21 protein-coding genes are annotated in these 21,138 nt (G+C 69.7%); 1 reads left to right on the top strand and 20 read right to left on the bottom strand.

Features of this window, described 5'->3' with window-relative positions; translation table 11 throughout:
- The first annotated feature begins 8 nt into the window (after positions 1-8).
- A complete protein-coding gene (locus LIN44_RS00730; RefSeq protein ID WP_227313127.1) occupies positions 9-2,189 on the top strand; it encodes a TonB-dependent receptor in 2,181 nt (726 codons plus the stop codon).
- Positions 2,190-2,368: 179 nt separating this feature from the next.
- Here LIN44_RS00730 and LIN44_RS00725 read toward each other — a convergent pair whose 3' ends face one another.
- The 20 genes from LIN44_RS00725 to LIN44_RS00630 form a co-directional block, all read right to left on the bottom strand.
- Complete coding sequence (locus LIN44_RS00725) at positions 2,369-3,325, bottom strand: MBL fold metallo-hydrolase (RefSeq protein WP_227313126.1); 957 nt, start codon at positions 3,323-3,325, stop codon at positions 2,369-2,371.
- The gene (locus LIN44_RS00720; protein WP_227313125.1) at positions 3,295-3,546 is read right to left on the bottom strand and encodes a DUF1289 domain-containing protein; all 252 of its coding nucleotides are present in this window, start codon (positions 3,544-3,546) and stop codon (positions 3,295-3,297) included. The genes LIN44_RS00725 and LIN44_RS00720 overlap by 31 nt, the downstream gene beginning before the upstream one ends.
- A gap of 19 nt (positions 3,547-3,565) precedes the next feature.
- Positions 3,566-3,994, bottom strand: coding sequence for a thioesterase family protein (locus LIN44_RS00715; protein WP_012351472.1), 429 nt, complete (start codon positions 3,992-3,994; stop codon positions 3,566-3,568).
- Positions 3,991-4,509: a YbaK/EbsC family protein gene (locus LIN44_RS00710; RefSeq protein ID WP_227313124.1), complete on the bottom strand. Its 519-nt coding sequence runs from the start codon at positions 4,507-4,509 to the stop codon at positions 3,991-3,993. The genes LIN44_RS00715 and LIN44_RS00710 overlap by 4 nt, the downstream gene beginning before the upstream one ends.
- Positions 4,510-4,533: 24 nt before the next feature.
- Positions 4,534-5,469, bottom strand: coding sequence for a hydroxymethylglutaryl-CoA lyase (locus tag LIN44_RS00705; protein ID WP_227313123.1), 936 nt, complete (start codon positions 5,467-5,469; stop codon positions 4,534-4,536).
- A 65-nt stretch (positions 5,470-5,534) separates the two neighbouring features.
- Positions 5,535-6,476 (bottom strand): glyoxylate/hydroxypyruvate reductase A, encoded by a 942-nt coding sequence (locus LIN44_RS00700; protein ID WP_227313122.1) that lies wholly within the window; start codon positions 6,474-6,476, stop codon positions 5,535-5,537.
- Between the two features lie 127 nt (positions 6,477-6,603).
- Positions 6,604-8,634: an acetyl/propionyl/methylcrotonyl-CoA carboxylase subunit alpha gene (locus LIN44_RS00695; RefSeq protein ID WP_227313121.1), complete on the bottom strand. Its 2,031-nt coding sequence runs from the start codon at positions 8,632-8,634 to the stop codon at positions 6,604-6,606.
- A 72-nt stretch (positions 8,635-8,706) separates the two neighbouring features.
- Positions 8,707-9,729, bottom strand: coding sequence for a biotin synthase BioB (gene bioB, locus LIN44_RS00690; RefSeq protein WP_227313120.1), 1,023 nt, complete (start codon positions 9,727-9,729; stop codon positions 8,707-8,709).
- A gap of 19 nt (positions 9,730-9,748) precedes the next feature.
- Entirely contained in the window at positions 9,749-10,486 is a 738-nt protein-coding gene (gene bioD, locus LIN44_RS00685; RefSeq protein ID WP_227313119.1) for a dethiobiotin synthase, read from the bottom strand.
- Positions 10,483-11,697: an 8-amino-7-oxononanoate synthase gene (gene bioF, locus LIN44_RS00680; RefSeq protein WP_227313118.1), complete on the bottom strand. Its 1,215-nt coding sequence runs from the start codon at positions 11,695-11,697 to the stop codon at positions 10,483-10,485. Before bioF ends, bioD begins: the two co-directional genes overlap by 4 nt.
- Complete coding sequence (gene bioA, locus LIN44_RS00675; RefSeq protein ID WP_227313117.1) at positions 11,687-13,105, bottom strand: adenosylmethionine--8-amino-7-oxononanoate transaminase; 1,419 nt, start codon at positions 13,103-13,105, stop codon at positions 11,687-11,689. The genes bioF and bioA overlap by 11 nt, the downstream gene beginning before the upstream one ends.
- Positions 13,106-13,428: 323 nt before the next feature.
- Positions 13,429-14,217 carry an enoyl-CoA hydratase/isomerase family protein gene (locus tag LIN44_RS00670; protein ID WP_227313116.1) on the bottom strand — a complete coding sequence of 263 codons (789 nt, stop codon included), beginning with the start codon at positions 14,215-14,217 and terminating at the stop codon, positions 13,429-13,431.
- A gap of 61 nt (positions 14,218-14,278) precedes the next feature.
- Positions 14,279-15,175: a dienelactone hydrolase family protein gene (locus LIN44_RS00665; RefSeq protein ID WP_227313115.1), complete on the bottom strand. Its 897-nt coding sequence runs from the start codon at positions 15,173-15,175 to the stop codon at positions 14,279-14,281.
- A 98-nt stretch (positions 15,176-15,273) separates the two neighbouring features.
- Positions 15,274-15,963: a glutathione S-transferase family protein gene (locus tag LIN44_RS00660; RefSeq protein WP_227313114.1), complete on the bottom strand. Its 690-nt coding sequence runs from the start codon at positions 15,961-15,963 to the stop codon at positions 15,274-15,276.
- A complete protein-coding gene (locus tag LIN44_RS00655; RefSeq protein ID WP_227313113.1) occupies positions 15,960-16,418 on the bottom strand; it encodes a YchJ family protein in 459 nt (152 codons plus the stop codon). Before LIN44_RS00655 ends, LIN44_RS00660 begins: the two co-directional genes overlap by 4 nt.
- On the bottom strand, positions 16,415-17,101 hold the full coding sequence (locus LIN44_RS00650) for an HAD family phosphatase (protein ID WP_227313112.1): 687 nt from the start codon (positions 17,099-17,101) through the stop codon (positions 16,415-16,417). Before LIN44_RS00650 ends, LIN44_RS00655 begins: the two co-directional genes overlap by 4 nt.
- A complete protein-coding gene (locus LIN44_RS00645; protein ID WP_227313111.1) occupies positions 17,098-17,754 on the bottom strand; it encodes a 2-hydroxychromene-2-carboxylate isomerase in 657 nt (218 codons plus the stop codon). Before LIN44_RS00645 ends, LIN44_RS00650 begins: the two co-directional genes overlap by 4 nt.
- Positions 17,755-17,857: 103 nt before the next feature.
- Positions 17,858-18,988 (bottom strand): acyl-CoA dehydrogenase family protein, encoded by a 1,131-nt coding sequence (locus LIN44_RS00640; protein WP_227313110.1) that lies wholly within the window; start codon positions 18,986-18,988, stop codon positions 17,858-17,860.
- Between the two features lie 31 nt (positions 18,989-19,019).
- Positions 19,020-19,700: an SDR family oxidoreductase gene (locus LIN44_RS00635; RefSeq protein WP_227313109.1), complete on the bottom strand. Its 681-nt coding sequence runs from the start codon at positions 19,698-19,700 to the stop codon at positions 19,020-19,022.
- A 226-nt stretch (positions 19,701-19,926) separates the two neighbouring features.
- Complete coding sequence (locus LIN44_RS00630) at positions 19,927-21,105, bottom strand: acetyl-CoA C-acetyltransferase (protein WP_227313108.1); 1,179 nt, start codon at positions 21,103-21,105, stop codon at positions 19,927-19,929.
- Positions 21,106-21,138: the final 33 nt, after the last annotated feature.

The following is a 21,138-nucleotide window of genomic DNA, read 5'->3' as shown; positions in this document are numbered from 1 at the left end:
CGCGCGCCATGTCGAAAAACCGTTACACCGCCCGCCGTTACACCAACTCCACCGCTCCGCGCCTGACCCCGCTGGCAGCGCTGGCCGCTTCCCTCACCGCCACGCTGGCCACGGCGCTGGTAGCGCCCACCGCACTGGCCCAGACTGCTACGCCACCCGCCGCCGACGCCGCGCCGGCCCCGGCCGGCGCCACGCTGCGCGAGGTGGTGGTCACGGCCAACCCGCTGGGCAGCGACCTGAACGACATGGTGGCGCCGGTCTCGACGCTGGGCGGCGACGCGCTGGCCGTGCGCCAGGCCAGCACGCTGGGCGAGACCCTGGACAAGCTGCCCGGGGTGTCGTCCACCTACTTCGGCCCCAATGCCAGCCGGCCGGTGATCCGCGGCCTGGACGGCGACCGCATCAAGGTGCTGCAGAACGGCGGCACCACGGTCGACGCCTCCACGCTGTCCTACGACCACGCCGTCCCTGTCGATCCGCTGGTGGCCGAGCGCATCGAAGTCGTGCGCGGCCCGGCGGCGCTGATGTATGGCGGCAATGCCATCGGCGGCGTGGTCAACGTGATCGACAACCGCATCCCGAAAGAGCCGATCCAAGGCATCGGCGGCGCAGTCGATGCCAGCGCCACCGCCGGCGGCGACCAGGCACGCAACGCCAGCGCGCTGATCGAGGCCGGCAACGGCAAGTTTGCCGTCCACGCCGATGCCTTCGCGCGCAAGACCAGCGACCTGCGCATCCCCGGCTACGCGCGCAGCGAGCGCCTGCGCAACGCCGAACCGCTGCCCGAGGGCGAGGCCGAGCCCTACGGGCGCCTGCCCAACACCAGCGCCGACCAGCAGGGCGGCTCGCTGGGCGGCTCCTACACCTGGGCCGATGGCTTCCTCGGCGCCAACTACAGCGCCTACCGCAACGACTACGGCACCCCCGCCGAGGACGCGGTGCGGCTGAAGATGAAGCAGGACCGCTTCGCGCTGGAAGGCGAGGCGCGCAACCTGGCCGGCAATACCGGCGGCTGGTTCGAATCGGTCAAGGGCAAGGTCAGCTTCACCGACTACGAGCACCGCGAAATCGAAGACGGCGAGACCGGCACGATCTTCAAGAACCGCGGCTGGGATGCGCGCTTCGAGGCCAAACACGCGAAGATCGGCAACCTGACGGGAGTGGTCGGCACGCAGTTCGGGCACACCAACTTCTCGGCGCTGGGCGAAGAGGCCTTCGTGCCCAGCACCAACACCGACAATGCCGCGCTGTTCCTGTTCGAGGAGCTGCCGCTGACCGCCGGCGGCGACCTGAAGCTGAACTTCGGCGGCCGGCTCGACCACAGCAGCGTCAAGGCCAGCGCCAACGGCAACGACCGCTTCGCCGACGCCAACCGCAGCTTCAACGCCACCAGCGCCTCGGCCGGCCTGCTGTACAAGGTGAACCCGGCGTGGTCGCTGACCAGCAACCTGTCCTACACGGAACGTGCGCCGACCTTCTACGAGCTGTACGCCAACGGCCCCCACGTCGCCACCGGCGCCTGGGAAGTCGGCGATCCCAACGCCAACAAGGAGCGCGCCACCTCGATCGACCTCGGCGTGCGCTTCAAGTCAGGCGCGCACAGCGCCAGCGTGTCGGGCTACTACAGCCGCTTTGCCAACTACCTGGCGCTCAGCGCCACCGGCCGCGCGCGCGACGAGGCCGGCGATGTGGTTGCCGTCGGCAGCCCGGATGCGCTGCCCGAATTCCAGTACCTGGGCGTGCCGGCCACGCTGTACGGCTTCGAGGCGGAAGGCAAGACGCGCCTGCTGCAGAAGCTGCTGACCAGCAGCGACACGCTCGACTTCGAGGCACGCGCCGACTACGTGCGCGGCGAAAACCGCGACACCGGCGAGCCGCTGCCCCGGCTGGCGCCGCTGCGCCTGGGCGGCGCGCTGGTGTACGGTGCCGGGCCGTGGGGCGCGCGCGTGGATGTCACGTACGCGGCCAAGCAGACGCGCGTGCCGAACAACGACACGCCGACCGATGCCTATACGCTGCTGAGCCTGGCGCTGACCTACAAGTTCAAGGTGGCCGGCACGCAGACGCTGGTGTACCTGCGCGGCGATAACCTGACCAACCAGGACGCGCGCAACGCGGCGTCGATCCTGCGCGATATCGCGCCGCTGGCGGGCAGGAGCGTGAAGGTGGGGTTCAGGACGTCGTTCTGATCGGCCTGCCGCGAGGCCACGCATCCCAATTGGGTTCTCCCTCTCCCGCTTGCGGGAGAGGGTTGGGGTGAGGGCCGGGAGTCTCTTCGAAGTCAGGCCTGCGGTAGGCCCGCGCCTGCCCTCACCCCCTGCCCCTCTCCCGCAAGCGGGAGAGGGGAGCACACCAGCGGCCACGGCATTCAATCCCGATTCACCACCCATTCCCCCTCGACCTGCGCCGCCCCGACGCGCGCCAGCGCCCCCACTGTCTGCGCGCACAGCTCCGCCATCTGATGCTGCGGCATAAAGCGCTCGCGCATGTGGGCCATCAACGGCGCCGCTTCCATCCAAGCGGCCAATGCCGCCAGCGTCATCCGCTGCGCCTCGAGCAGCTTGAACTTCACCAGCACCTTGACCGCATGGCTGGCATTGCGCGCCGGGTCGGCGCTCAGGTAGGCCAAACGCCCCTGGGCGCGTTCGACCGCCGCCGCGACGTCGGTGAACATGCGCCCGTGGCCGGGAATCACCAGCCGCGCATCGAGTTGCGCGATGCGCGCCAGCACCGCGGCCTGTTCGGCAAAGCCGCTCTCCCCTTCCAGTTCGGGGAAGATCACGCCGAAGCCGTTCTCCCACAGCGCATCTCCGGAAATCAGGATGCGCTCGGCCGGTGCGAACAGCATCACCGCGTGCGGGTCATGGCCCGGGGCCGCCACCACCTGCCAGTCGATGCCGCCCAGTCGCAGCGTGTCGCCGTCGTTCAGCACGCTGTCGAAGGTGAAGCGGTCGCACTGCTGGCCGGTGGCCTTGTAGCTGAGCGCATCCGTATCCCACGCGGCCACGGCGTTGGCCTCGGCCGCCGGGATCGCGGTGCGCGGTTGCCAGCGCGCCTGCAGCGCGGCATTGCCGCCGCAGTGGTCGGAGTGCAGATGGGTGTTGATCACGCGCGCCAGCGGCCGGTCCTGCAGCGCGGATGCCACCAGCGCTACCGTCTGCGGCGCGTGGGTGACATAGCCGGTGTCGACCAGCGCGGTGTCGTCGCCGTCGACGAACAGGATGTTGTTGGCCGAGAGCCAGCCGCGCTCGAACACGCGCATGGAGGACGGCAACTGCGGGACCGGGCTTGCATTCAAGGGGATGCCTCCTCGCCTGCCAGCCATGCTGCGCGCTGCGGCAGTTGCGCCCACACGTGGCGCTTGTCTTCGTCGCTGGCCGAGGACCACCCGGCGATTTCGTCGATCGTGCGCAGGCAACCTGCGCAGTAGCCGCTGAACGGGTCCATGTGGCAAATGTTGCGGCACGGCGAGGGCACGGGCGACGCGCGCAGCGCCAGCTCGGCTTGCGCCGCCAGTTCGGCCGCGGAGGGGACGGGCGCGGGCATGGTGGCCACCGGACAGCGCTCAGCCGGCCGCGCGCGCGGCCTTGGCCGCGACCTTCTGGTTGAAGCGGCCGGCGTCGATCAGGTGGCGCTCGTGCACGCCTTCCGAGATCTTGTCCTCACCGTCCCACGCGCTCAGCTGGAAGCGCAGGCGGCGGCCGTCCACCTCGACCAGTTCGCCCTTGACCGTCACCGTCATGCCCGGCGGCGTCGGTGCCAGGTGCGAGAAGCTGACCAGTGTGCCGAGCGACTGCTCGCGCGGCCAGTCCAGGTGTTCGCGCAGCATCTGCAGGCAGGCGCACTCCATGATGCCGACCAGGTAGCCGGTGGCCAGCACGTCGGGCATCTCCGGGCAGCCCGGGATATCGTCGTACAGGCGCGGCACGGTGGCCTTGGGCGGCACCGTGTATTGCCAGCTGAACGCCAGGCCGGGGCGCAGGTCCGGGCTCATGCCGCGGCTCCGGGCGAGGCTGCGGCAGCGATCGCGACGTCGGCCACTTCGGCGCCGGTCATCTGCTGCAGTTGATGCGGCGTCAGGTTGAACACCGCATGCGGATGGCCGGCCGCGGCCCACAGGCTGTCATAGCGGAACAGGTCCTGGTCCAGCAGCATCACCGGCGCCACCGCATGGCCGATCGGGCAGACCCCGCCGATGGCATAGCCGGTCTTCTCGCGCACGAAGCGCGCGTCGGCCTTGCCCAGCGCGCCCACGCGCGCGGCCACCTTGGCCTCGTCGACGCGGTTGCTGCCGCTGGCGATCACCAGCACCGGCGCGTCGTCGGCGACGCGCCGGAAAATGATGGACTTGGCGATTTCCGCCACGCTGCAGCCCAGCCCGGCCGCGGCCTCGGCCGAGGTCTTGCCGGTGGCGGGCAGCATCACCACGGGCCGGTCGTGGCCGAGACCGGCCAGCAGGTCGGCCACACGCTGCGCGGACTCGGGCAGCGCTTCGTCAGGCATCGTCATGCAGTCTCCTGTTTGCGGCCGCGCTTACACGCAGGCCGGTGCCGCGTCGCTGGCGGCCGCCCATTTGGTCAGCAGCGCGCGGCCCACGCGCGAGCTGTTGGCGCGGCCGATCGCCTGCGAGATGTAGTCGCCGGCGCGGACCACCGCTTCGAGGTCGATGCCGGTGTGGATGCCCATGCCGTGCAGCATGTAGAGCACGTCTTCGGTGGCGACGTTGCCGGTGGCGCCCTTGGCGTAGGGGCAGCCGCCCAGGCCCGCCACCGAGGCATGGAAGATCGCGATGCCCACTTCCAGGCTGGCCAGGATGTTGGACAGGGCCTGGCCGTAGGTATCGTGGAAATGGCCGGAGAGCCGGTCCAGCGCAAACTCCGCCGCCGCGGCGCGCATCACTTCCTGCACGCGCACCGGCGTGCCCACGCCGATGGTGTCGGCGATATCGATCTCGTCGCAGCCCAGCTCGCGCATGCGGCGCACCACGTCGACCACCGCACTGACCGGCACCTCACCCTGGTACGGGCAGCCGAGCGCGCACGAGATGCTGCCGCGCAGGCGCACACCCTGCTCCTTGGCGGCGGCAGCCACCGGCGCAAAGCGCGCGATCGACTCGGCGATCGAGCAATTGATGTTCTTCTGCGAAAACGCCTCGCTGGCCGCGCCGAAGATCACCACCTCGTCGGCACCGGCGGCGATCGCGCCCTCGAAGCCCTTCATGTTCGGCGTCAGCGCCGAATACAGCGTGCCCGCGCGGCGCTGGATGCGCGCCATCACGTCGGCGCCGTCGGCCATCTGCGGCACCCATTTGGGCGACACGAACGATGCGGCCTCGATATTGACGAAGCCGGCGTCGGTAAGCTGGTTGATCAGCGCGACTTTCACGTCGGTCGGCACCATCGCCTTCTCGTTCTGCAGGCCGTCGCGCGGGCCCACTTCAACGATCTTCACGTAGTTCGGCATGGTCATGGCTGGTCTCCTGTCCTTTATTCGGTGGGGTATGGTTAGCTCGTATGGCGGGCTGGCGCAGCCGGTCAGTAGCCGCGCTGCAGGTCGACCACGCCCGCGATCGGCTGGCCGGCGCGCAGCGCGCGGATCTTGCCGGCGATCTGCGCGATGCTGTCCTCGCGCAGCGTCAGCGCCGAGATATGCGGCGTGATGGTGATGCGCGGCTCCCGCCAGAACGGGTGCTCGGCGGGCAGCGGCTCGGTGCGGAATACGTCCAGCGTGGCGCCGGCGATCTGGCCCGCCTGCACCGCCGCGAGCAGGTCGGCTTCGACCAGGTGCTGGCCGCGCGCGACGTTGATCACGTAGGCACCCTGCGCCAGCTTGCCGAACAGTTCGCCGTTGAGGATGTTCTCGGTCTGCGGCGTCAGCGGCAGCACGTTGACCAGCACGCGCAAGCCATCGAGGAACGGCGCCTGGCCGGCATCGCCATAGAAGCCGCTCACCCCTTCGAGGGCCCGCGCGCTGCGGCTCCAGCCCCGTACCGGAAAACCGAAACCCGCCAGCGTGCGGGCGATATGCGCGCCCAGCGTACCCACGCCCATCACCCCGATGGTGAAGTCGGCGCGGCGATGCGGCTTGAGGAATTTCCAGCTGGCGGTGCGCTGCTGGACCTCGTAGGCATCGAGCTTGCGGAAATAGCGCAGCACGGCGTGGGTCACGTATTCGGCCATCTGCGCGGCCATGCCGGCGTCGTCGAGCCGCACGATCGGCACCCCTGCCGGCAGTGCGTCGGCGGCCTCGTCGCGCAGGCGCAGGATGCCGTCGACCCCGGCGCCCAGATTGAAGATGGCCTTCAGCTCGGAGCGGCCGCGCAGCATCTCCACCGGCGGACGCCAGACCACGGCGTAGTCGGCCGGCTCGCCACGGCTGTCCTCCCACGTGACGCATTGCGCTTCCGGCAGCGCTTCGGCAAAGCCGGCGATCCACGGATCGTAGCGGCCATCGGGGACGTACAACTGCAACTTCATCTTGTCTCCAGCAGAATTCTGGTGGGGGTAAATGCGTATTCTGGCAGAGGAACCGGACCCCGGCTGGCGGATGCAACGGTGATCGCCCCCAAACTTGGCCCGGCCGCCACGCCTAAGGCTGCCAACGTCACTTGCGCTCGAACGCCAGCAACTGCGCGCCTTCGGCGACCTGCTCCCCGACCCCGTACAGCACCTCGCTGACCACCCCGTCGGCGGGCGCGCTGATGGTGTGCTCCATCTTCATCGCCTCCATCACCAGCAGCGGCGTGCCGCGCGTGACCGTGCTGCCGGCCTCGACCATCACGGCGATGACCTTGCCCGGCATCGGCGCGGTCAGCTTGCCGCCCTCGCCCTCGGTTTCTCCCGCGTGGGCGAGCGGGTCGAGCCACGCCAGGCTCACATGCCGCCCGGCGTAGAAGACGTGGAAGATATCGCCATCGGCATGCACCTGTCCATGCGTGCGCCGCGTGCCGAGGTTGACGCGGAGATCGTCCGCCTGGCAGGTGAAGGCGAAAGGTGCGGCCTGGTCGGCGTAGATCAGCGTGCTGCCGCGCGCATTGGTATCGAGCCGGGCTTCCAGCACCTGCTCGCCGTAGCCGAAGCGCAGCGTGCGCGACACGCCGCCATTGAGCCGCCAGGCGCCGGCGTGGGTCCACGGCGAGTGCGGATCGGCGGCATCGATGCGCAATTCGCGCGCCTCGCGATCCAGCAGCGCCGCCACCGCCAGCGCAATCAGTTCCATGCCGACCGGCGCCGGCGGCGGGAACAGGACTGCCTCGTTGCGCGCGATCAGGCCGGTGTCGAGGTCGGCGGTGCGGAACGCTTCCGACTTCACCAGCCGCTGCAGGAAGGCCACGTTGGTCGACAGCCCCACCACGTGGTACGCCGCCAGCGCCTGGCGCATGCGCGCCAGCGCCTCGTCGCGGTCCTTGCCCCAGACGATCAGCTTGGCGATCATCGGGTCGTAGAACGGGCTGATGGTGTCGCCCTCGCGCACGCCCGCGTCGATGCGCACCCCGGCCGGGCCATGCGGGTGTGCGTCAACCCCGTCGCCGCGCATGAACTGCACCGCCGGCGGCGTGCGCAGGAAGCGCAGCGTGCCGGTGGACGGCAGGAACTGCTTGTCGGGATTCTCGGCGTAGATGCGCGCCTCCAGCGCATGGCCGTCGATGCGCAACTGGTCTTGCGCCAGCGGCAGCGGCTCACCGGCGGCGACGCGCAGCTGCCATTCGACCAGGTCCTGCCCGGTGATCATCTCGGTCACCGGATGCTCGACCTGCAGGCGCGTGTTCATCTCCATGAAGTAGAACGAGCCGTCCTGGTTGGCGATGAACTCGACCGTGCCGGCGCCGACGTAGCCCACGGCTTTTGCCGCGGCCACCGCCGCTTCGCCCATGGCGCGGCGGCGCTCCTCGGTCATGCCCGGTGCCGGCGCTTCCTCCAGCACCTTCTGGTGCCGGCGCTGCACCGAGCAGTCGCGCTCGAACAGGTAGACGCAGTTGCCGTGGCTGTCGGCGAACACCTGGATCTCGATATGGCGCGGGCGCGTCAGGTATTTCTCGACCAGCACCTTGTCGTCGCCGAAGCTGGCCGACGCCTCGCGCTTGACCGACGCCAGCGCGGCGTCGAAGCCATCGCCGGACTCGACCACGCGCATGCCCTTGCCGCCGCCGCCGGCGCTGGCCTTGAGCAGCACCGGATAGCCGATGCGGTCGGCCTCGCGCCGCAGCAGCGCCGGATCCTGGTCTTCGCCGTGGTAGCCCGGCACCAGCGGCACCGACGCCTTTTCCATCAGTTGCTTGGCCGCGCTCTTGCTGCCCATCGCGTGGATGGCGGATGCCGGCGGGCCGATAAAGACCAGCCCGGCCGCGGCGCAGGCCCCGGCAAAGGCCTCGTTCTCGGACAGGAAGCCGTAGCCCGGGTGGATCGCCTGGGCGCCGGTCTCCTTCGCCATCTCGATGATGTGGTCGGCGCGCAGGTAGCTATCGCGTGCGGCGGCGCCGCCGATATGCACGGCCTCGTCGCAGAAGGCGACGTGGCGCGCCTCGGCGTCGGCATCGGAATACACCGCGACGGTGCGGATGCCCAGCCGGCGGCAGGTGGCGGCCACGCGGCAGGCGATTTCACCGCGGTTGGCGATCAGGATCTTGTTGAACATGCGCCCTCCTTGTTATCCCGGTAACCGGGATATTACGGCGGCGCGCCGTCCAGCGGGCACTTTCCTATCGCATCATCCCGCGTAGCCCTCGGCGCGGATGTCGAGGCGGGCCAGCAGCGCGCGATCGCGGTCGGCCTGCGGGTTGCCGGTGGTCAGCAGCTTGTCGCCGTAGAAAATCGAATTGGCGCCGGCCATGAAGCACAGCGCCTGCAGCGCTTCGTCCATGGCCTCGCGGCCGGCGGACAGTCGCACCATCGCTTGCGGCATGGTGATACGCGCCACGGCGATGGTGCGGACGAACTCGAACGGGTCCAGTGCCTCGGTGCCGGCCAGCGGCGTGCCCTCGACCTGCACCAGGTTGTTGATCGGCACCGACTCCGGATACGGGTCCATGTTGGCCAGCTGCGCGATCAGGCCGGCGCGCGCCTCGCGCGACTCGCCCATGCCGACGATGCCGCCGCAGCAGACGTTGATGCCGGCGTCGCGCACATGGCCAATGGTGTCGAGGCGGTCCTGGTAGGTGCGCGTGGTGATGATCTTGCCGTAGAACTCCGGCGAGGTATCGAGGTTGTGGTTGTAGTAGTCGAGGCCGGCTTGCTTCAGTTGCTGCGCCTGCTCGGCCTTGAGCATGCCCAACGTGACGCAGGTCTCCAGGCCCATCGCCTTGACTTCGCGCACCATCTCCATCACCGGCTCCAGGTGGCGGTCCTTGGGGCTGCGCCAGGCGGCGCCCATGCAGAAGCGCGTGGCGCCATTGGCCTTGGCGGCGCGCGCGGCGTCCAGCACTTGGTCCAGCGCCATCAGCTTTTCGGCCTTGACGCCGGCATCGTGATGCGCGCTCTGCGGGCAGTAGCCGCAATCCTCTTCGCAGCCGCCGGTCTTGATCGACAGCAGCGTCGACAGCTGCACGGTGTTGGCGTCGAAATGCTCGCGGTGCACTTGCTGGGCGCGGAACAGCAGGTCGTTGAACGGCAGCGCGAACAGCGCGGCGACGTCATCGACGTGCCATTTGGCATCGTCGGGCAAGGCCTGCTGGCGCGCGGTCTGGCGCAGCGATTCGGCGGAGATGGTGGTAACGGTGTGGGCTTGGGTCATGGTCAGTCGAATTCTGTGTTCATGCGGCGAGGCCGGCGGCCTCGGTCTGGTATCGGGTGGCGGCGGCCAGCAGCGGCGCCAGGTCGAGCCGGCCCGCGGCGGCGGCGGGCGCGAGCTGCCACGGCAGCTCGCCCAGGCACGGCGCATCCAGCGACGCATGCAGCGTGGCGATGTTCTCGTCGGCCAGCAGCATGTCCGGGTCGACCCGGTTGGCGATCCAGCCGGCCAGCGGCAGGCCGCGCGCGCGGATGGCCTCGGCGGTCAGCATGGCGTGGTTCAGGCAGCCGAGCCGGATGCCGACCACCAGCACCACCGGCACGCTCAGCATCACCGCGAGGTCGGCGGTGTTCCAGCGCACCGCGCCGGCGTCGAGCGGCACGTTGAAGCCGCCCACGCCCTCGACCACCACGGCGTCGGCCTGCTGGCGCAGCGCGTCGAAGGCGGCGCGGATGGGCGCGCGCGTGATGCGCACGCCTTCCTGCGCGGCCGCCAGGTGCGGCGAGCACGGCGTACGCAGCAGGAACGGGCAGGTCTGGCCCAGCGGCACCGCAACCGAGCTGGCGGCGCGCAGCTGCGCCACATCGTCGTTGTGCCAGTGGCCGTCGCGCCATTCGCTGCCGCTGGCGACAGGCTTCATGCCCGCGGTGCGGTAGCCGGCGCCATGGAGCGCATGCAGCAGCGTGGCACTGGCGTGGGTCTTGCCGATGCCGGTATCGGTGCCGGTGACGAAGCAGGCGAAGGCAGCGCGGGTGCTCATGCGGCCTCCCGCTGCGCCACCGCGGCGGCGAGCGCATCCAGCAGGCGCCGCACATCGGCTTCGGCGTGCGCGGCCGACAGCGTGATGCGCAGCCGCGCGGTGCCCTCGGGCACGGTCGGCGGCCGGATCGCGCCGACGCGGATGCCGTCGGCCTCCAGCGTGGCCGACAGCGCCAGCGCGGCACCGTTGTCGCCGACGATCAGCGGCTGCACCGCGGTCTGGCTGTCGCCCAGGGTCCAGCCGGCGATCGCGGCCAGCTGCGCCAGGCCCTCGCGCAGCAGCGCGATGCAGCGCGCCAGTTGCGCGCGGCGCTGCCGGCCCTCTTCGCCTTCGATGATCGCCAGGCTGGCCAGCAGCGCATGCGCGACCGCGGGCGGTGCGGCCGTGGTGTAGATATACGGCCGCGCGGTGTTGACCAGGTGCTCGATGATGGTCTCGTGCGCGGCGACGAAGGCGCCCGCGACGCCGGCGGCCTTGCCGAGCGTGCCGATATAGATAAAGCGTTCGGACGACAGGCCCAGCGCTTCCAGCACGCCATGGCCCTGTTCGCCGAGCACGCCGAAGCCATGGGCATCGTCGACGACGATCCACGCGTCATAACGCTCGGCCAGCGCCAGCAGCTGTCGCAGCGGCGCGATGTTGCCGTCCATGCTGAATACGCTGTCGGTGACGATCAGCTTGCGCGCGCTGGTGCTGGCCGCGAGCAACGCCTCCAGCGCAGCGGTATCGCAATGCGGGAAGCGCTGCACCTCGGCACGCGCCAGCCGGGCGCCGTCGATCAGCGAGGCATGGTTGAGCGACTCGCAGAACAGCGTCGCCCCGGCCGTGCCCAACGCGGTCAGCACCGCCATGTTGGCCATGTAGCCGGTGCAGAAGTACAGCGTGCGCGCCTGCGCGATGTGCGGCGCGAGCCAGCGCGCCAGCTCGGCCTCCAGCTGCGCGTGCGCCAGCGAATGGCCGCTGACCAGATGCGAGGCGCCGCTGCCGGCGCCATAGCGCTGCGCGCCTTCAACCAGCGCGGCGACCACTTGCGGATGGTTGGCCAGCCCAAGGTAATCGTTGCTGCAGAAGGTCAGCAGCGATTCCGCCTCGGTGCCGTCCTCGCCCACGGCCTGGTGCGGCGCGCAGGCGCTGTGCGCAATGCGGCGGCGGCGCGTCAGCGCCAGCGCGTGGCGCTGTTCGGCGGCCTGCTTCAGTTGTTCAAGCAGCATGGCGCACCTCCTTGCCCGTGCTCACGTCCGCGCTCCCGGTCACGTCGTCGAGGGTGGCCAGCAGTTGTTCGCCCAGCCAGCGCGCCTGCGCGGCGTCGAAGACATAGGGCGGCATCACGTAGAGCGTATGGCCGATCGGGCGTACCAGCAGCTCGCGTGCGCGCGCGGCATGGTGGAAGCGCGCGGCAAAGTCGGCGCCGGCAACCTCGTCGCGCACGTCGGCGGCCCAGATCAGGCCGCGCTGGCGCACGTGGTGCACGCGCGCATCGGCGGCCAGCGCGGCCATGCCTTCGGCCAGCCACTGCGCGCGCTCGCGGTTGCGCGCCAGCACGTCGTCCTGCGCGAACAGGTCCAGCGTGGCCAGCGCCGCGCGGCAGGCGAGCGGATTGCCGGTGTACGAGTGCGAATGCAGGAAGCTGCGCGCGAGCTCGTCGGCGACGAAGGCGCGCTGGATTTCCGGGCGCGACAGTACCAGCGACAGTGGCAGGTAGCCGCCGCTGATGCCCTTGGACAGGCACAGGAAATCCGGCCAGGCATGCGCGGGCAGCGGCGCCTCGGTGCCGCGCGACTGTTCCCACGCGAAGAAGGTGCCGGTGCGCCCGCAGCCCACCGCGATCTCGTCGGCGATCAGGTGGACGCGGTAACGGTCGCACAGCGCGCGCACGCCGTCGAGGTAGCACGGGTCATGCATCGCCATGCCGGCGGCGCCCTGCACCAGCGGCTCGACGATCAGCGCGGCAATCGCGCCGGCGCGCTCGCGCAGCAGCGCTTCCAGCGCCGCCAGCGCGCGCGCCGCCACCTCGGCAGCGGTCTCGCCGCGCCCGGCCTGCCGCGCATCGGGCGACATCACCACGTGTGCGCGGCGGATCAGCGCGTCGTAGGCGTCGCGGAAGATCTCCACGTCGGTCACGGCGAGCGCGCCCACGGTTTCGCCGTGGTAGCCGTGGCGCAGGCAGACGAACTCGCGCTTGGCCGGCAGGCCGGTGTTGCGCCAGTAGTGGAAGCTCATCTTCAGCGCGATCTCGACCGCCGAGGCACCATCCGAAGCGTAGAAGACATGGCCCAGCGCGCCGCCGGTCAGCGCCGACAGGCGCTCGGCCAGCTCCACCGCGGGCGCGTGCGTGCAGCCCGCGAGCATCACGTGCTCGAGCGTTTCCAGCTGGCTCGCCAGCGCGGCGTTGATGCGCGGGTTGGCGTGGCCGAACAGGTTGACCCACCAGGAGCTGGTGGCGTCGAAATAGCGCTGGCCGTCGGCATCGTGCAGCCACGGGCCTTCGCCGCGCACGATCGCCAGCGGCACGGCGTCATCGTCCGGACGCAGGCGCGTGCACGGATGCCAGACGGCAGCGCGGCTGCGCTGGCCCAGGCTGGCCGTGCCGCTGCCGGGGGAAAGGGACAGGTGGTCCAAGATAGCCCTCCTTGGTTGGCCGTCCGCGCCGGCGCCGCTGCCAGCAAGGGCTGGGTCGGGGCGAGGGTGGCGGACGGATTGGGGAGGGTCATGGTAGGAAGGTCTGCCGCGGCTTGGCAATGCCGGTGAGTTTTCCAGATTGACGGATCTTTAGCGTAACTTGCCTGACGTATCCGAATAAAGCCTACTTGTTGTCGCTAGCGTGCTGCGATCTCCACGCAAGACTTTTTTCCGTGCGGTGTGCAGTCCCATGCTGCTGCGGGGCTCCCTCTCCCGCAAGCGGGAGAGGGGAGCAACCCAGGGGTGAAGCCAACCCCTTTGCTTCAGGCCGGCCGCCACGACGGCGTGCGCTTCTCCAGAAACGACTTCACCCCTTCGCGCCCCTCTTCCGACGCGCGGATCTTCGCAATGCGGTCGGCCGTATCCGCCAGCAGGTCGTTGTCGATCACGCGCCCGGCGATGTCCTGCACCAGCCGCTTGCTCTCGCGCACGGCGTTGGGGCTGTTGGCCACCAGCGCGGCCGTCAGCTCGGCGACCTTGGCGTCGAGCGCCTCGGCCGGCACCACCGCGTGCAGCAGGCCCAGGCGCAGCGCCTCGGCGGCGTCGAAGCGCTCGGCGGTGATGAAGTAGCGGCGCGCGGCCTGCTCGCCCATGGCGCGGATCACGTACGGGCTGATGGTGGCGGGCAACAGGCCCAGGCGCGCCTCGGACAGGCAGAAATGCGCATGCTCGGCCGCGACCGCGATATCGCACGCGGCCACCAGGCCCATGCCGCCGGCGTAGGTATCGCCCTGGATGCGCGCGATCACCGGGCGCGGACAGGACCAGATGGTGTGCAGCATCTGCGCCAGCGTCAGCGCATCGGCGCGGTTCTGGTCGTCGGAGTAGCCGGCCATCTTCTTCATCCAGTTCAGGTCGGCGCCGGCGCAGAAGGCCGGCCCGTTGCCGGCCAGCACGATGGCGCGCACCTCGTCCATGTCGCCGAGCGCGCGGAAGGCGCCGGTCAGCTCGGCGATCACGGTCTCGTTGAAGGCGTTGCGCACGTCGGGCCGGTTCAGCGTGACGGTGGCGACGTGGTTGGCGATAGTGACGGTCAGGGCAGTGAATTCCATGGTTCGCTCCGTTGGCGGATTTGGCGGATTTTGCGGATAGTGCGGATAGGGACGATGCGGCTCAGGTGCCCGGATCGAAGGGCAGCCCCAGCGAGCGGAAGAAGTCGCCCACCTCGGGCAGCCACACCGGGATGCCTTCGCGCGCGCTGAACAGGCGGTGCGAGTCGGCGCCGAACTCGCCCACGTCGACCAGCCGCGCCTGCGCCGCCGGGCCGGTGGCGCGCGCCTTGAAGGCGTTGAACATGCGGCCGGGCAAGGGCACCGGCCAGTAACTGTCATTCTCGCCATAGACCCACAGCGAGGGATAGCGCGCCGCGCTGCCGTAGCTGGCGAAGGCATCGACCAGGCGCGCTTCCCAGTCCGGGCAATTCAGGTTGCGCAGCCCGCCGGCAAAGTTGACCACGCCGCGCACGCCGGGATAGGCGATGGTGCTGAACGCCATGGTGGTCAGCCCCCCGTGCGACTGGCCGATCACGACGATGCGTTCCATGTCGACATAGGGCTGCGTGGCCATGTAGTCGAGCGTGGCGACGACGTCGTCGGCCTGCATCATGCCGTTGGTCTCGATGTCGCAGCTGCCGCCGATATAGGCGCCGCCCGAGCGCGCAAAGCCCTGCCGCATCGGCAGTACCACCACGTAGCCGCGGCGCAGGAATTCCACGCTCTGTGCCGGAAAGCGCGCGCGCCCCTGCATGCCGGGCCGGCCCGGCGCCTTGCCGTGGTTGATCACCACCAGCGGGAACGGCCCGTCCCCGGCCGGCTTGAACACCGTCGCCTCCAGGTCGATGCGCGACGGGATCGCGGCCTTGGGCAGCATTACCACCTGCTCCTGGAAGCGCACGCGCGCCGCCGACTGGCCGTTGCCGTTCGCCATCTGCGCATGCCCGCACAGCGGTGCCAGCACGGCAAGCGCCGTGGCCAGGGCAAGGCGGCAAAACAGGCGGGCGGTGCGGCGCATGAGGTGTCAGGCAATATCGGGGACGGCGGGGCGTTACATGCGGAATACGCCGGACTTCATCTCGTCGACCACCGTGGACTTCGGAACCCGCAGCAGCCTCAGCCGGCTGCCTTCGGCAGCGGATGCCCGGGCATCAGGTCATAAGGATGCTTCCAGCCGGGCAAGGCGCGGAAGCGCTCGGTCCACGCGTGGAGATGCGGATACTCCTTGCGCCAGTGCACGCCGATTTCGTCGTCGAAGAAGACGTAGCCCGCCAGCGAGAAGTCGGCGATGGTGGGGCGCTCGCCCAGCACGAAGTCGCGTCCGGCCAGGTGCGTGTTCAGCACGTTCCACGCGCCTTCGCAGCGCGCGCGGAAGAATTCCAGCACGGCGGGGTCGGGCGACCTGGCGAAGGTGCGCATGAAGCGATAGGTGGCGGTGTACGAGGTGAACTTGTGGTTGTCGAACAGCAGCCAGCGCAGCACCTCGGCGCGCTCGGCCTCGTTGCGCGGACCGAATGCGTCCAGGCGCGACGCCAGCGTCTCGAGGATGGCGCCGGACTGCGACAGGCGCTGGCCACCGAACTCCAGCACCGGCACCTCGCCCATCACGTTGATGGCGCGGTATTCCGGGGTGCGGGTCTCGCCGTTGAAGAAATCGACAAAGCGCGCCTGCCACAGTGGCTGATGCGGCGGCAGGCCGCGCTGCATGCCGACGGTTTCCAGCAGCTGCGCCACCTTGTAGGCGTTGCCGGACTGGGCAAAGCAATACAGCAGGTACTCAGGCTCTTTCTGCTCGTCGATGCTCATGGTGTCTCCCCGATGATGTCGCCATCCACATACAGCCAGCGCGGCGCCTCGCCCGGCGCGCGCGCCTCGCAGACAAAGCGGCTGCGCTCGTGCAGCCGCCAGGCGCGCCCGCCCACCTTGTAGCGCGCCACGAATTCCACTTCGGCGTGCGTGTCGTCCTGCTGCGCATGCGCCTTGACCGCCAGGCCGAGCCAGCGCGTCGCGGTGTCCGGCAGCAGCTCGGCCGGGCAGGTCGACGCATGCCAGGTCTGGCGCAGCCAGTCGATGTCGTTCAGTACATAGGCGCTGTAGCGCGAGCGCATCAGCGCCTCGGCATTGGGCGGCAGCGCCTCGCCGCGGTGAAAGCGGCCGCAGCAGGCGTCATAGTCCGCACTCCCGCACGGGCACGGCACCGGGCCGGCCTTTGGCAGGCGCTGCGCCGCCTTGGTTGCCCTGGCCGCCTTCATGCCCGTCATCCCACCAGCTCCGGCAGCTCGCGCATATCCGTAAAGATGGTGCGCGCGCCGGCCTCGCGCAGCTGCGCGGCATCGTTGCGCGCGGCGTAGCCGAACACCGTCATGCCGGCCGCCACGCCCGCGGTCACGCCGGTCGGGCTGTCTTCCACCACGGCGCAGCGCGCCGGCTCGACGCCCATGGTGCGCGCGGCCAGCAGGTACACGTCCGGCGCGGGCTTGCTGCGCTCGACCTCGGTGGCCGAGAAGATATGCTCGCGCTCATCCTGCTGGAACAGCTCGGCCAGCCCGGTCTTGGTCAGCTGCAGCTTGACCTTGACGCGGTCGGCACCCGACGCCACGCACACCGGCATGCCGGTCGCGGCGACCGCGCGGATGGCCTCGCGCACATGCGCCACGGCCGCGACTTCTTCTTCCAGCACCGCGTTGCGGCGCGCCAGCCAGGTCGACAGCCAGTTCTCGGGCAGCGGCGCGCCGCGCATGCGTTCGATCATGTCCAGCTCTTCGCGCACCGCGCGGCCAAGGAACAGGCGCGTGGAGTCTTCCAGCGAGATCTCGATGCCGAGCTCGTTCAGCATCTGGTTGAGCACGCGGTTGACGATGGGCTCGCTGTCGACGAGCACGCCGTCGCAGTCGAAGATCACGCAATCGAATCGGCCGGAATGGCCACGGTTTACTGCAGTCATGCGGGTTTCTTTTCCTTGGTGTCCAGGTTGGGAACGGCCCGGAGTTCGGTCTGGCGGCGGCTCTTCAAATGGGCCTCGACCTGGTCGAAGCGGTCGAAGCCCCAGAACGGCTCGCCATCGACGATGACGAAGGGCGAGCCGAACACGCCCTTGGCCATCGCCACCTCGATCTCGGCCTTGAGCTGGTCCTTGATCTGGTAGCTGGTGGCGCCGGCATCGAGCGCCTGCACGTCCACGCCCAGCGGCTCGGCCAGCTTCATGATCTCGGCCGGCTCGGCGATGTTGATGTCGTCGACGAACAGCGCGCGGTACACCGACCTGGCAAAGGCCGCGGCGAGGTCGTCGCCGTGATGGTTCTGCAGCCACAGCATGGCGCGCGCGGCATGCGTGGTGGGCAGCGGGAAATGCGTGGGGCGCTTGTACTCGATGCCGTGGAAGCGCGCGGTGCGCTCGAAGTCGCGCCAGCTGTAGTCGCCCTTGAGCGGCAGCTGCGGCAGCGGCGTCGCGCCGGTGGTCTTGAACACCACGCCCAGCAGGATCGGATGCCAGGCGACGTTGCGCCCGTACTTCTGCGCCAGGTCGTCGATACGGGTGCTGGCGAAGTAGCCGTACGGCGAAGAGAAGTCGAAGTAGAAGTCGATCGCTGCGGTCATGTCGGGGGCCCTATTGTTGTGGTTGCAGGTCCGGTTGCGGGAAGGCGTGGCGCGGGCGCTGCACACCCGCCTCGCCTGCTCATCGTACGCGCAAATGGCGGCGCTAGGCCAGCGCGCGCGCGATCAGGAGCTTCTGGATGTCGCTGGTGCCCTCGTAGATCTGGCACACGCGCACGTCGCGGTAGATGCGCTCGACCGGGAAGTCGCTGACGTAGCCATAGCCGCCGAACACCTGGATCGCATCCGAGCACACCCGCTCGGCCATCTCGCTGGCGAAGAGCTTGGCCATCGCCGCCTCCTTCAGGCACGGGCGGCCAGCATCGCGTAGCGCGGCGGCATGCCACACCATCTGGCGCGCCACGTCGATGCGCGTCGCCATCTCGGCCAGCCGGAACTGCACCGCCTGGTGCTGGAACAGCGGCTGGCCGAAACTCTCGCGTTCCTTGGCATACGCCAGCGCCGCCTCGAACGCGGCGCGCGCCATGCCGATGCTCTGCGAGGCGATGCCGATGCGGCCGCCTTCCAGCCCCGACAGCGCCATCTTGTAGCCGCCGCCTTCATCGCCGAGCAGGTTGGCGGCCGGCACGCGGCAATCCTCGAACAGGATCTGCGCGGTGTCCGACGAATGCTGGCCGAGCTTGTCTTCGAGCCGCGCCACCACGTAGCCCGGGGTCGAGGTCGGAACGATAAAGGCGCTGATGCCGCGCTTGCCGGCGGCCTTGTCGGTCACCGCCAGCACGATCGCCACGTCGGCGTTCTGCCCGCTGGTGATGAACTGCTTGACGCCGTTGAGCACGTAGTGGTCGCCGTCGCGGACCGCCGTGGTGCGCAGCGCCGACGCATCGGAGCCGACGTGCGGCTCGGTCAGGCAGAACGCGCCCAGCATCTCGCCGCGCGCCAGCGGCACCAGCCACTGCTGCTTCTGCGCCTCGCTGGCGAACGACATCAGCATGCTGCACACCGGGCAGTTGTTGACGCTGATGACGGTGGAGGTGCCGCCGTCGCCGGCGGCGATTTCTTCCAGGATCAGCGCCAGCGACAGGTAATCGAGCCCGGCGCCGCCATACTGTTCCGGCACCGCCACGCCGTAGGCGCCCAGCGCCGCCAGTTCGCGGTGCACGTCCTTGGGGAAGGTCTTGTCGCGGTCCCATTGCGCGGCCTGCGGCGCGATCACTTCCTGCGCGAACTGCCGCACGGCGTCGCGGATCATTTCCTGTTCGGGGGTCAGCAGCATGTCGGTCCGGTGATCAGGTGTGCGGGCGCCCTTACCAGGGGATGGGCGTGCCGTCGTAGTTGTGGAAGGTGCCGTTGTCGCGGCGCTTGACGCTGGCCAGCACCTGGCGCATGCCCTTGACGCTCTGCTGCACGGTCAGGTCGGCTTCCTGACCGCCCATGTCGGTCTTGACCCAGCCGGGATGCAGCGCGACGCAGGTGGCATGGCGCGCATCCAGCGACACCGCGCGCAGTGCGGCGTTGGCGCCCGCCTTGCTGACGCGGTACAGCCAGCTGGTGCTGTGCTCCATCGCGCCGATGCTGCCCATGCGCGAGGACAGCACCGCCAGCACGCCGCCATGGCCGGACTGCCCGGCCTCGACATAGGGCAGCAGCAACGGCAGCGCCATCATGGGTCCCAGCACGTTGACATGCATGACGCGGTCGAACTCCGGCGGCGTGACCGGCTGCGCGCTTTCGCTGCGCGGCCCCATCACGCCGGCGTTGTAGACCGCGACGTCGAGCGCCTCGCCATCGAGCTTCCAGCCCAGGCCCGCCACCGCGCCGGGGTCGGACAGGTCGGCCTGGTGCGCTTCGGCGCCCAGCGCCTGCAGCGCGCCCACGCCCTCGGGCGTGCGCGCCACCGCGATGACACGCCAGCCGTCGGCACGGTACTGGCGCACGAATTCAAGGCCGATGCCGCGCGAGGCACCGAGGATGAGGGCGGTTGGCAAGGGTGGGCCTCCATTCAAGAACTGGCCTGCGCCGCAGACGGCACGGCTGGCCACGGATTCAGCAAACTGCCACGGTCTTGCTCCCTCTCCCGCTTGCGGGAGAGGGTTGGGGTGAGGGCGGGCGTGGCCACGAAGTATGGCGCGTCATGCTTGGCATGCGCCGGCCCTCACCCCCGCCCCTCTCCCGCACGCGGGAGAGGGGAGCACCCAAGTGGAGAAGGAAACGTTACAGGAGCTCAATCCCCACCGCCGTCGCCTCACCGCCACCAATGCACAAACTCGCCACCCCGCGCTTGCCGCCGGTCTTGCGCAGCGCGCCGATCAGCGTGGTCATGATGCGCGCGCCCGAGGCGCCGATCGGATGGCCCAGCGCGCAGGCGCCGCCGTGGATATTGACCTTGTCGCGGGGAATCTTGAGGTCGTGCATCGCCGCCATCGGCACCACGGCAAAGGCCTCGTTGATCTCGAACAGGTCGACGCTGTCGGTGGTCCAGTCGAGCTTGCGGTACAGCTTGGCGATGGCCTCGACCGGCGCGGTGGTGAACCAGCCCGGCGCCTGCGCGTGGGTGGTGTGGCCCAGCATGCGGGCGATCGGCTGCAGGCCCAGCGCCTTTGCGGTGGAGGCGCGCATCATCACCAGCGCCGACGCGCCGTCGTTGATCGACGACGACGAGGCCGCGGTGATGGTGCCGTCCTTGGCAAAGGCGGGCTTGAGCGACGGGATCTTGTCGAGCTTGATGCGGCGCGGGCCTTCGTCGGTGTCGATCACGGTGTCGCCGCCCTTGCCCGATACCGTCACCGGCGCGATCTCCCAGCGGAAGTCGCCGTTCGCGGTGGCCTGCTGCGCGCGGCGCACGCTTTCCATCGCGAATTCGTCCTGCTGCTCGCGCGTGAAGCCGTACTTGGCGGCGCAGTCCTCGCCGAAGGTGCCCATGGCGCGGCCCTTGTCGTAGGCGTCTTCCAGGCCGTCCAACATCATGTGGTCGTAGATCATGCCGTGGCCGATGCGGTAGCCGCCGCGGCCCTTCGGGATCAGGTAGGGCGCGTTGGTCATGCTTTCCATGCCGCCGGCGACGGCGATCTCGAACGAGCCGGCGACCAGGCCGTCATAGACGGTCATGGCCGCGCGCATGCCCGAGCCGCACATCTTGTTGACGGTGGTGCAGCCCGTGCCCAGCGGCAGGCCCGCGCCGAGCGCGGCCTGCCGCGCCGGCGCCTGGCCCTGGCCGGCGGGCAGCACGCAGCCGAACACCACTTCCTCTACCTGCTCGGGCTTGAGCCCGGCGCGCTCGACCGCGGCGCGGATGGCCACCGCGCCCAGTTGCGGTGCGGTGACGCTGGCGAATTCGCCCTGGAACGCAGCCATCGGCGTGCGGGCGGCTGAAACGATGACGATCTCTTCCATGTCGGGTCTCCCTGGATCGGTAGGTATGGGTAA

It is taken from the genome of Cupriavidus sp. MP-37, assembly GCF_020618415.1.
Classification (GTDB): domain Bacteria; phylum Pseudomonadota; class Gammaproteobacteria; order Burkholderiales; family Burkholderiaceae; genus Cupriavidus.
The sequence above is the reverse complement of the archived record's forward strand: the minus strand, read 5'-3'. Positions and strand labels throughout refer to the sequence as shown.

Excerpts from the sequence above, each read along its gene's own strand:
- LIN44_RS00725 (WP_227313126.1), bottom strand. The coding sequence starts at position 3,325 with ATGGCTGGCAGGCGAGGAGGCATCCCCTTGAATGCAAGCCCGGTCCCG.
- LIN44_RS00700 (WP_227313122.1), bottom strand. The coding sequence starts at position 6,476 with ATGAAGTTGCAGTTGTACGTCCCCGATGGCCGCTACGATCCGTGGATC.
- LIN44_RS00710 (WP_227313124.1), bottom strand. The coding sequence starts at position 4,509 with ATGACGATGCCTGACGAAGCGCTGCCCGAGTCCGCGCAGCGTGTGGCC.
- LIN44_RS00705 (WP_227313123.1), bottom strand. The coding sequence starts at position 5,469 with ATGACCATGCCGAACTACGTGAAGATCGTTGAAGTGGGCCCGCGCGAC.
- LIN44_RS00665 (WP_227313115.1), bottom strand. The coding sequence starts at position 15,175 with ATGCGCCGCACCGCCCGCCTGTTTTGCCGCCTTGCCCTGGCCACGGCG.
- LIN44_RS00670 (WP_227313116.1), bottom strand. The coding sequence starts at position 14,217 with ATGGAATTCACTGCCCTGACCGTCACTATCGCCAACCACGTCGCCACC.
- bioB (WP_227313120.1), bottom strand. The coding sequence starts at position 9,729 with ATGACCCAAGCCCACACCGTTACCACCATCTCCGCCGAATCGCTGCGC.
- LIN44_RS00715 (WP_012351472.1), bottom strand. The coding sequence starts at position 3,994 with ATGAGCCCGGACCTGCGCCCCGGCCTGGCGTTCAGCTGGCAATACACG.
- LIN44_RS00720 (WP_227313125.1), bottom strand. The coding sequence starts at position 3,546 with ATGCCCGCGCCCGTCCCCTCCGCGGCCGAACTGGCGGCGCAAGCCGAG.
- LIN44_RS00640 (WP_227313110.1), bottom strand. The coding sequence starts at position 18,988 with ATGCTGCTGACCCCCGAACAGGAAATGATCCGCGACGCCGTGCGGCAG.
- LIN44_RS00655 (WP_227313113.1), bottom strand. The coding sequence starts at position 16,418 with ATGACGGGCATGAAGGCGGCCAGGGCAACCAAGGCGGCGCAGCGCCTG.
- LIN44_RS00660 (WP_227313114.1), bottom strand. The coding sequence starts at position 15,963 with ATGAGCATCGACGAGCAGAAAGAGCCTGAGTACCTGCTGTATTGCTTT.
- bioD (WP_227313119.1), bottom strand. The coding sequence starts at position 10,486 with ATGAGCACCCGCGCTGCCTTCGCCTGCTTCGTCACCGGCACCGATACC.
- LIN44_RS00650 (WP_227313112.1), bottom strand. The coding sequence starts at position 17,101 with ATGACTGCAGTAAACCGTGGCCATTCCGGCCGATTCGATTGCGTGATC.
- LIN44_RS00630 (WP_227313108.1), bottom strand. The coding sequence starts at position 21,105 with ATGGAAGAGATCGTCATCGTTTCAGCCGCCCGCACGCCGATGGCTGCG.
- LIN44_RS00645 (WP_227313111.1), bottom strand. The coding sequence starts at position 17,754 with ATGACCGCAGCGATCGACTTCTACTTCGACTTCTCTTCGCCGTACGGC.
- LIN44_RS00730 (WP_227313127.1), top strand. The coding sequence starts at position 9 with ATGTCGAAAAACCGTTACACCGCCCGCCGTTACACCAACTCCACCGCT.
- bioF (WP_227313118.1), bottom strand. The coding sequence starts at position 11,697 with ATGCTGCTTGAACAACTGAAGCAGGCCGCCGAACAGCGCCACGCGCTG.
- LIN44_RS00695 (WP_227313121.1), bottom strand. The coding sequence starts at position 8,634 with ATGTTCAACAAGATCCTGATCGCCAACCGCGGTGAAATCGCCTGCCGC.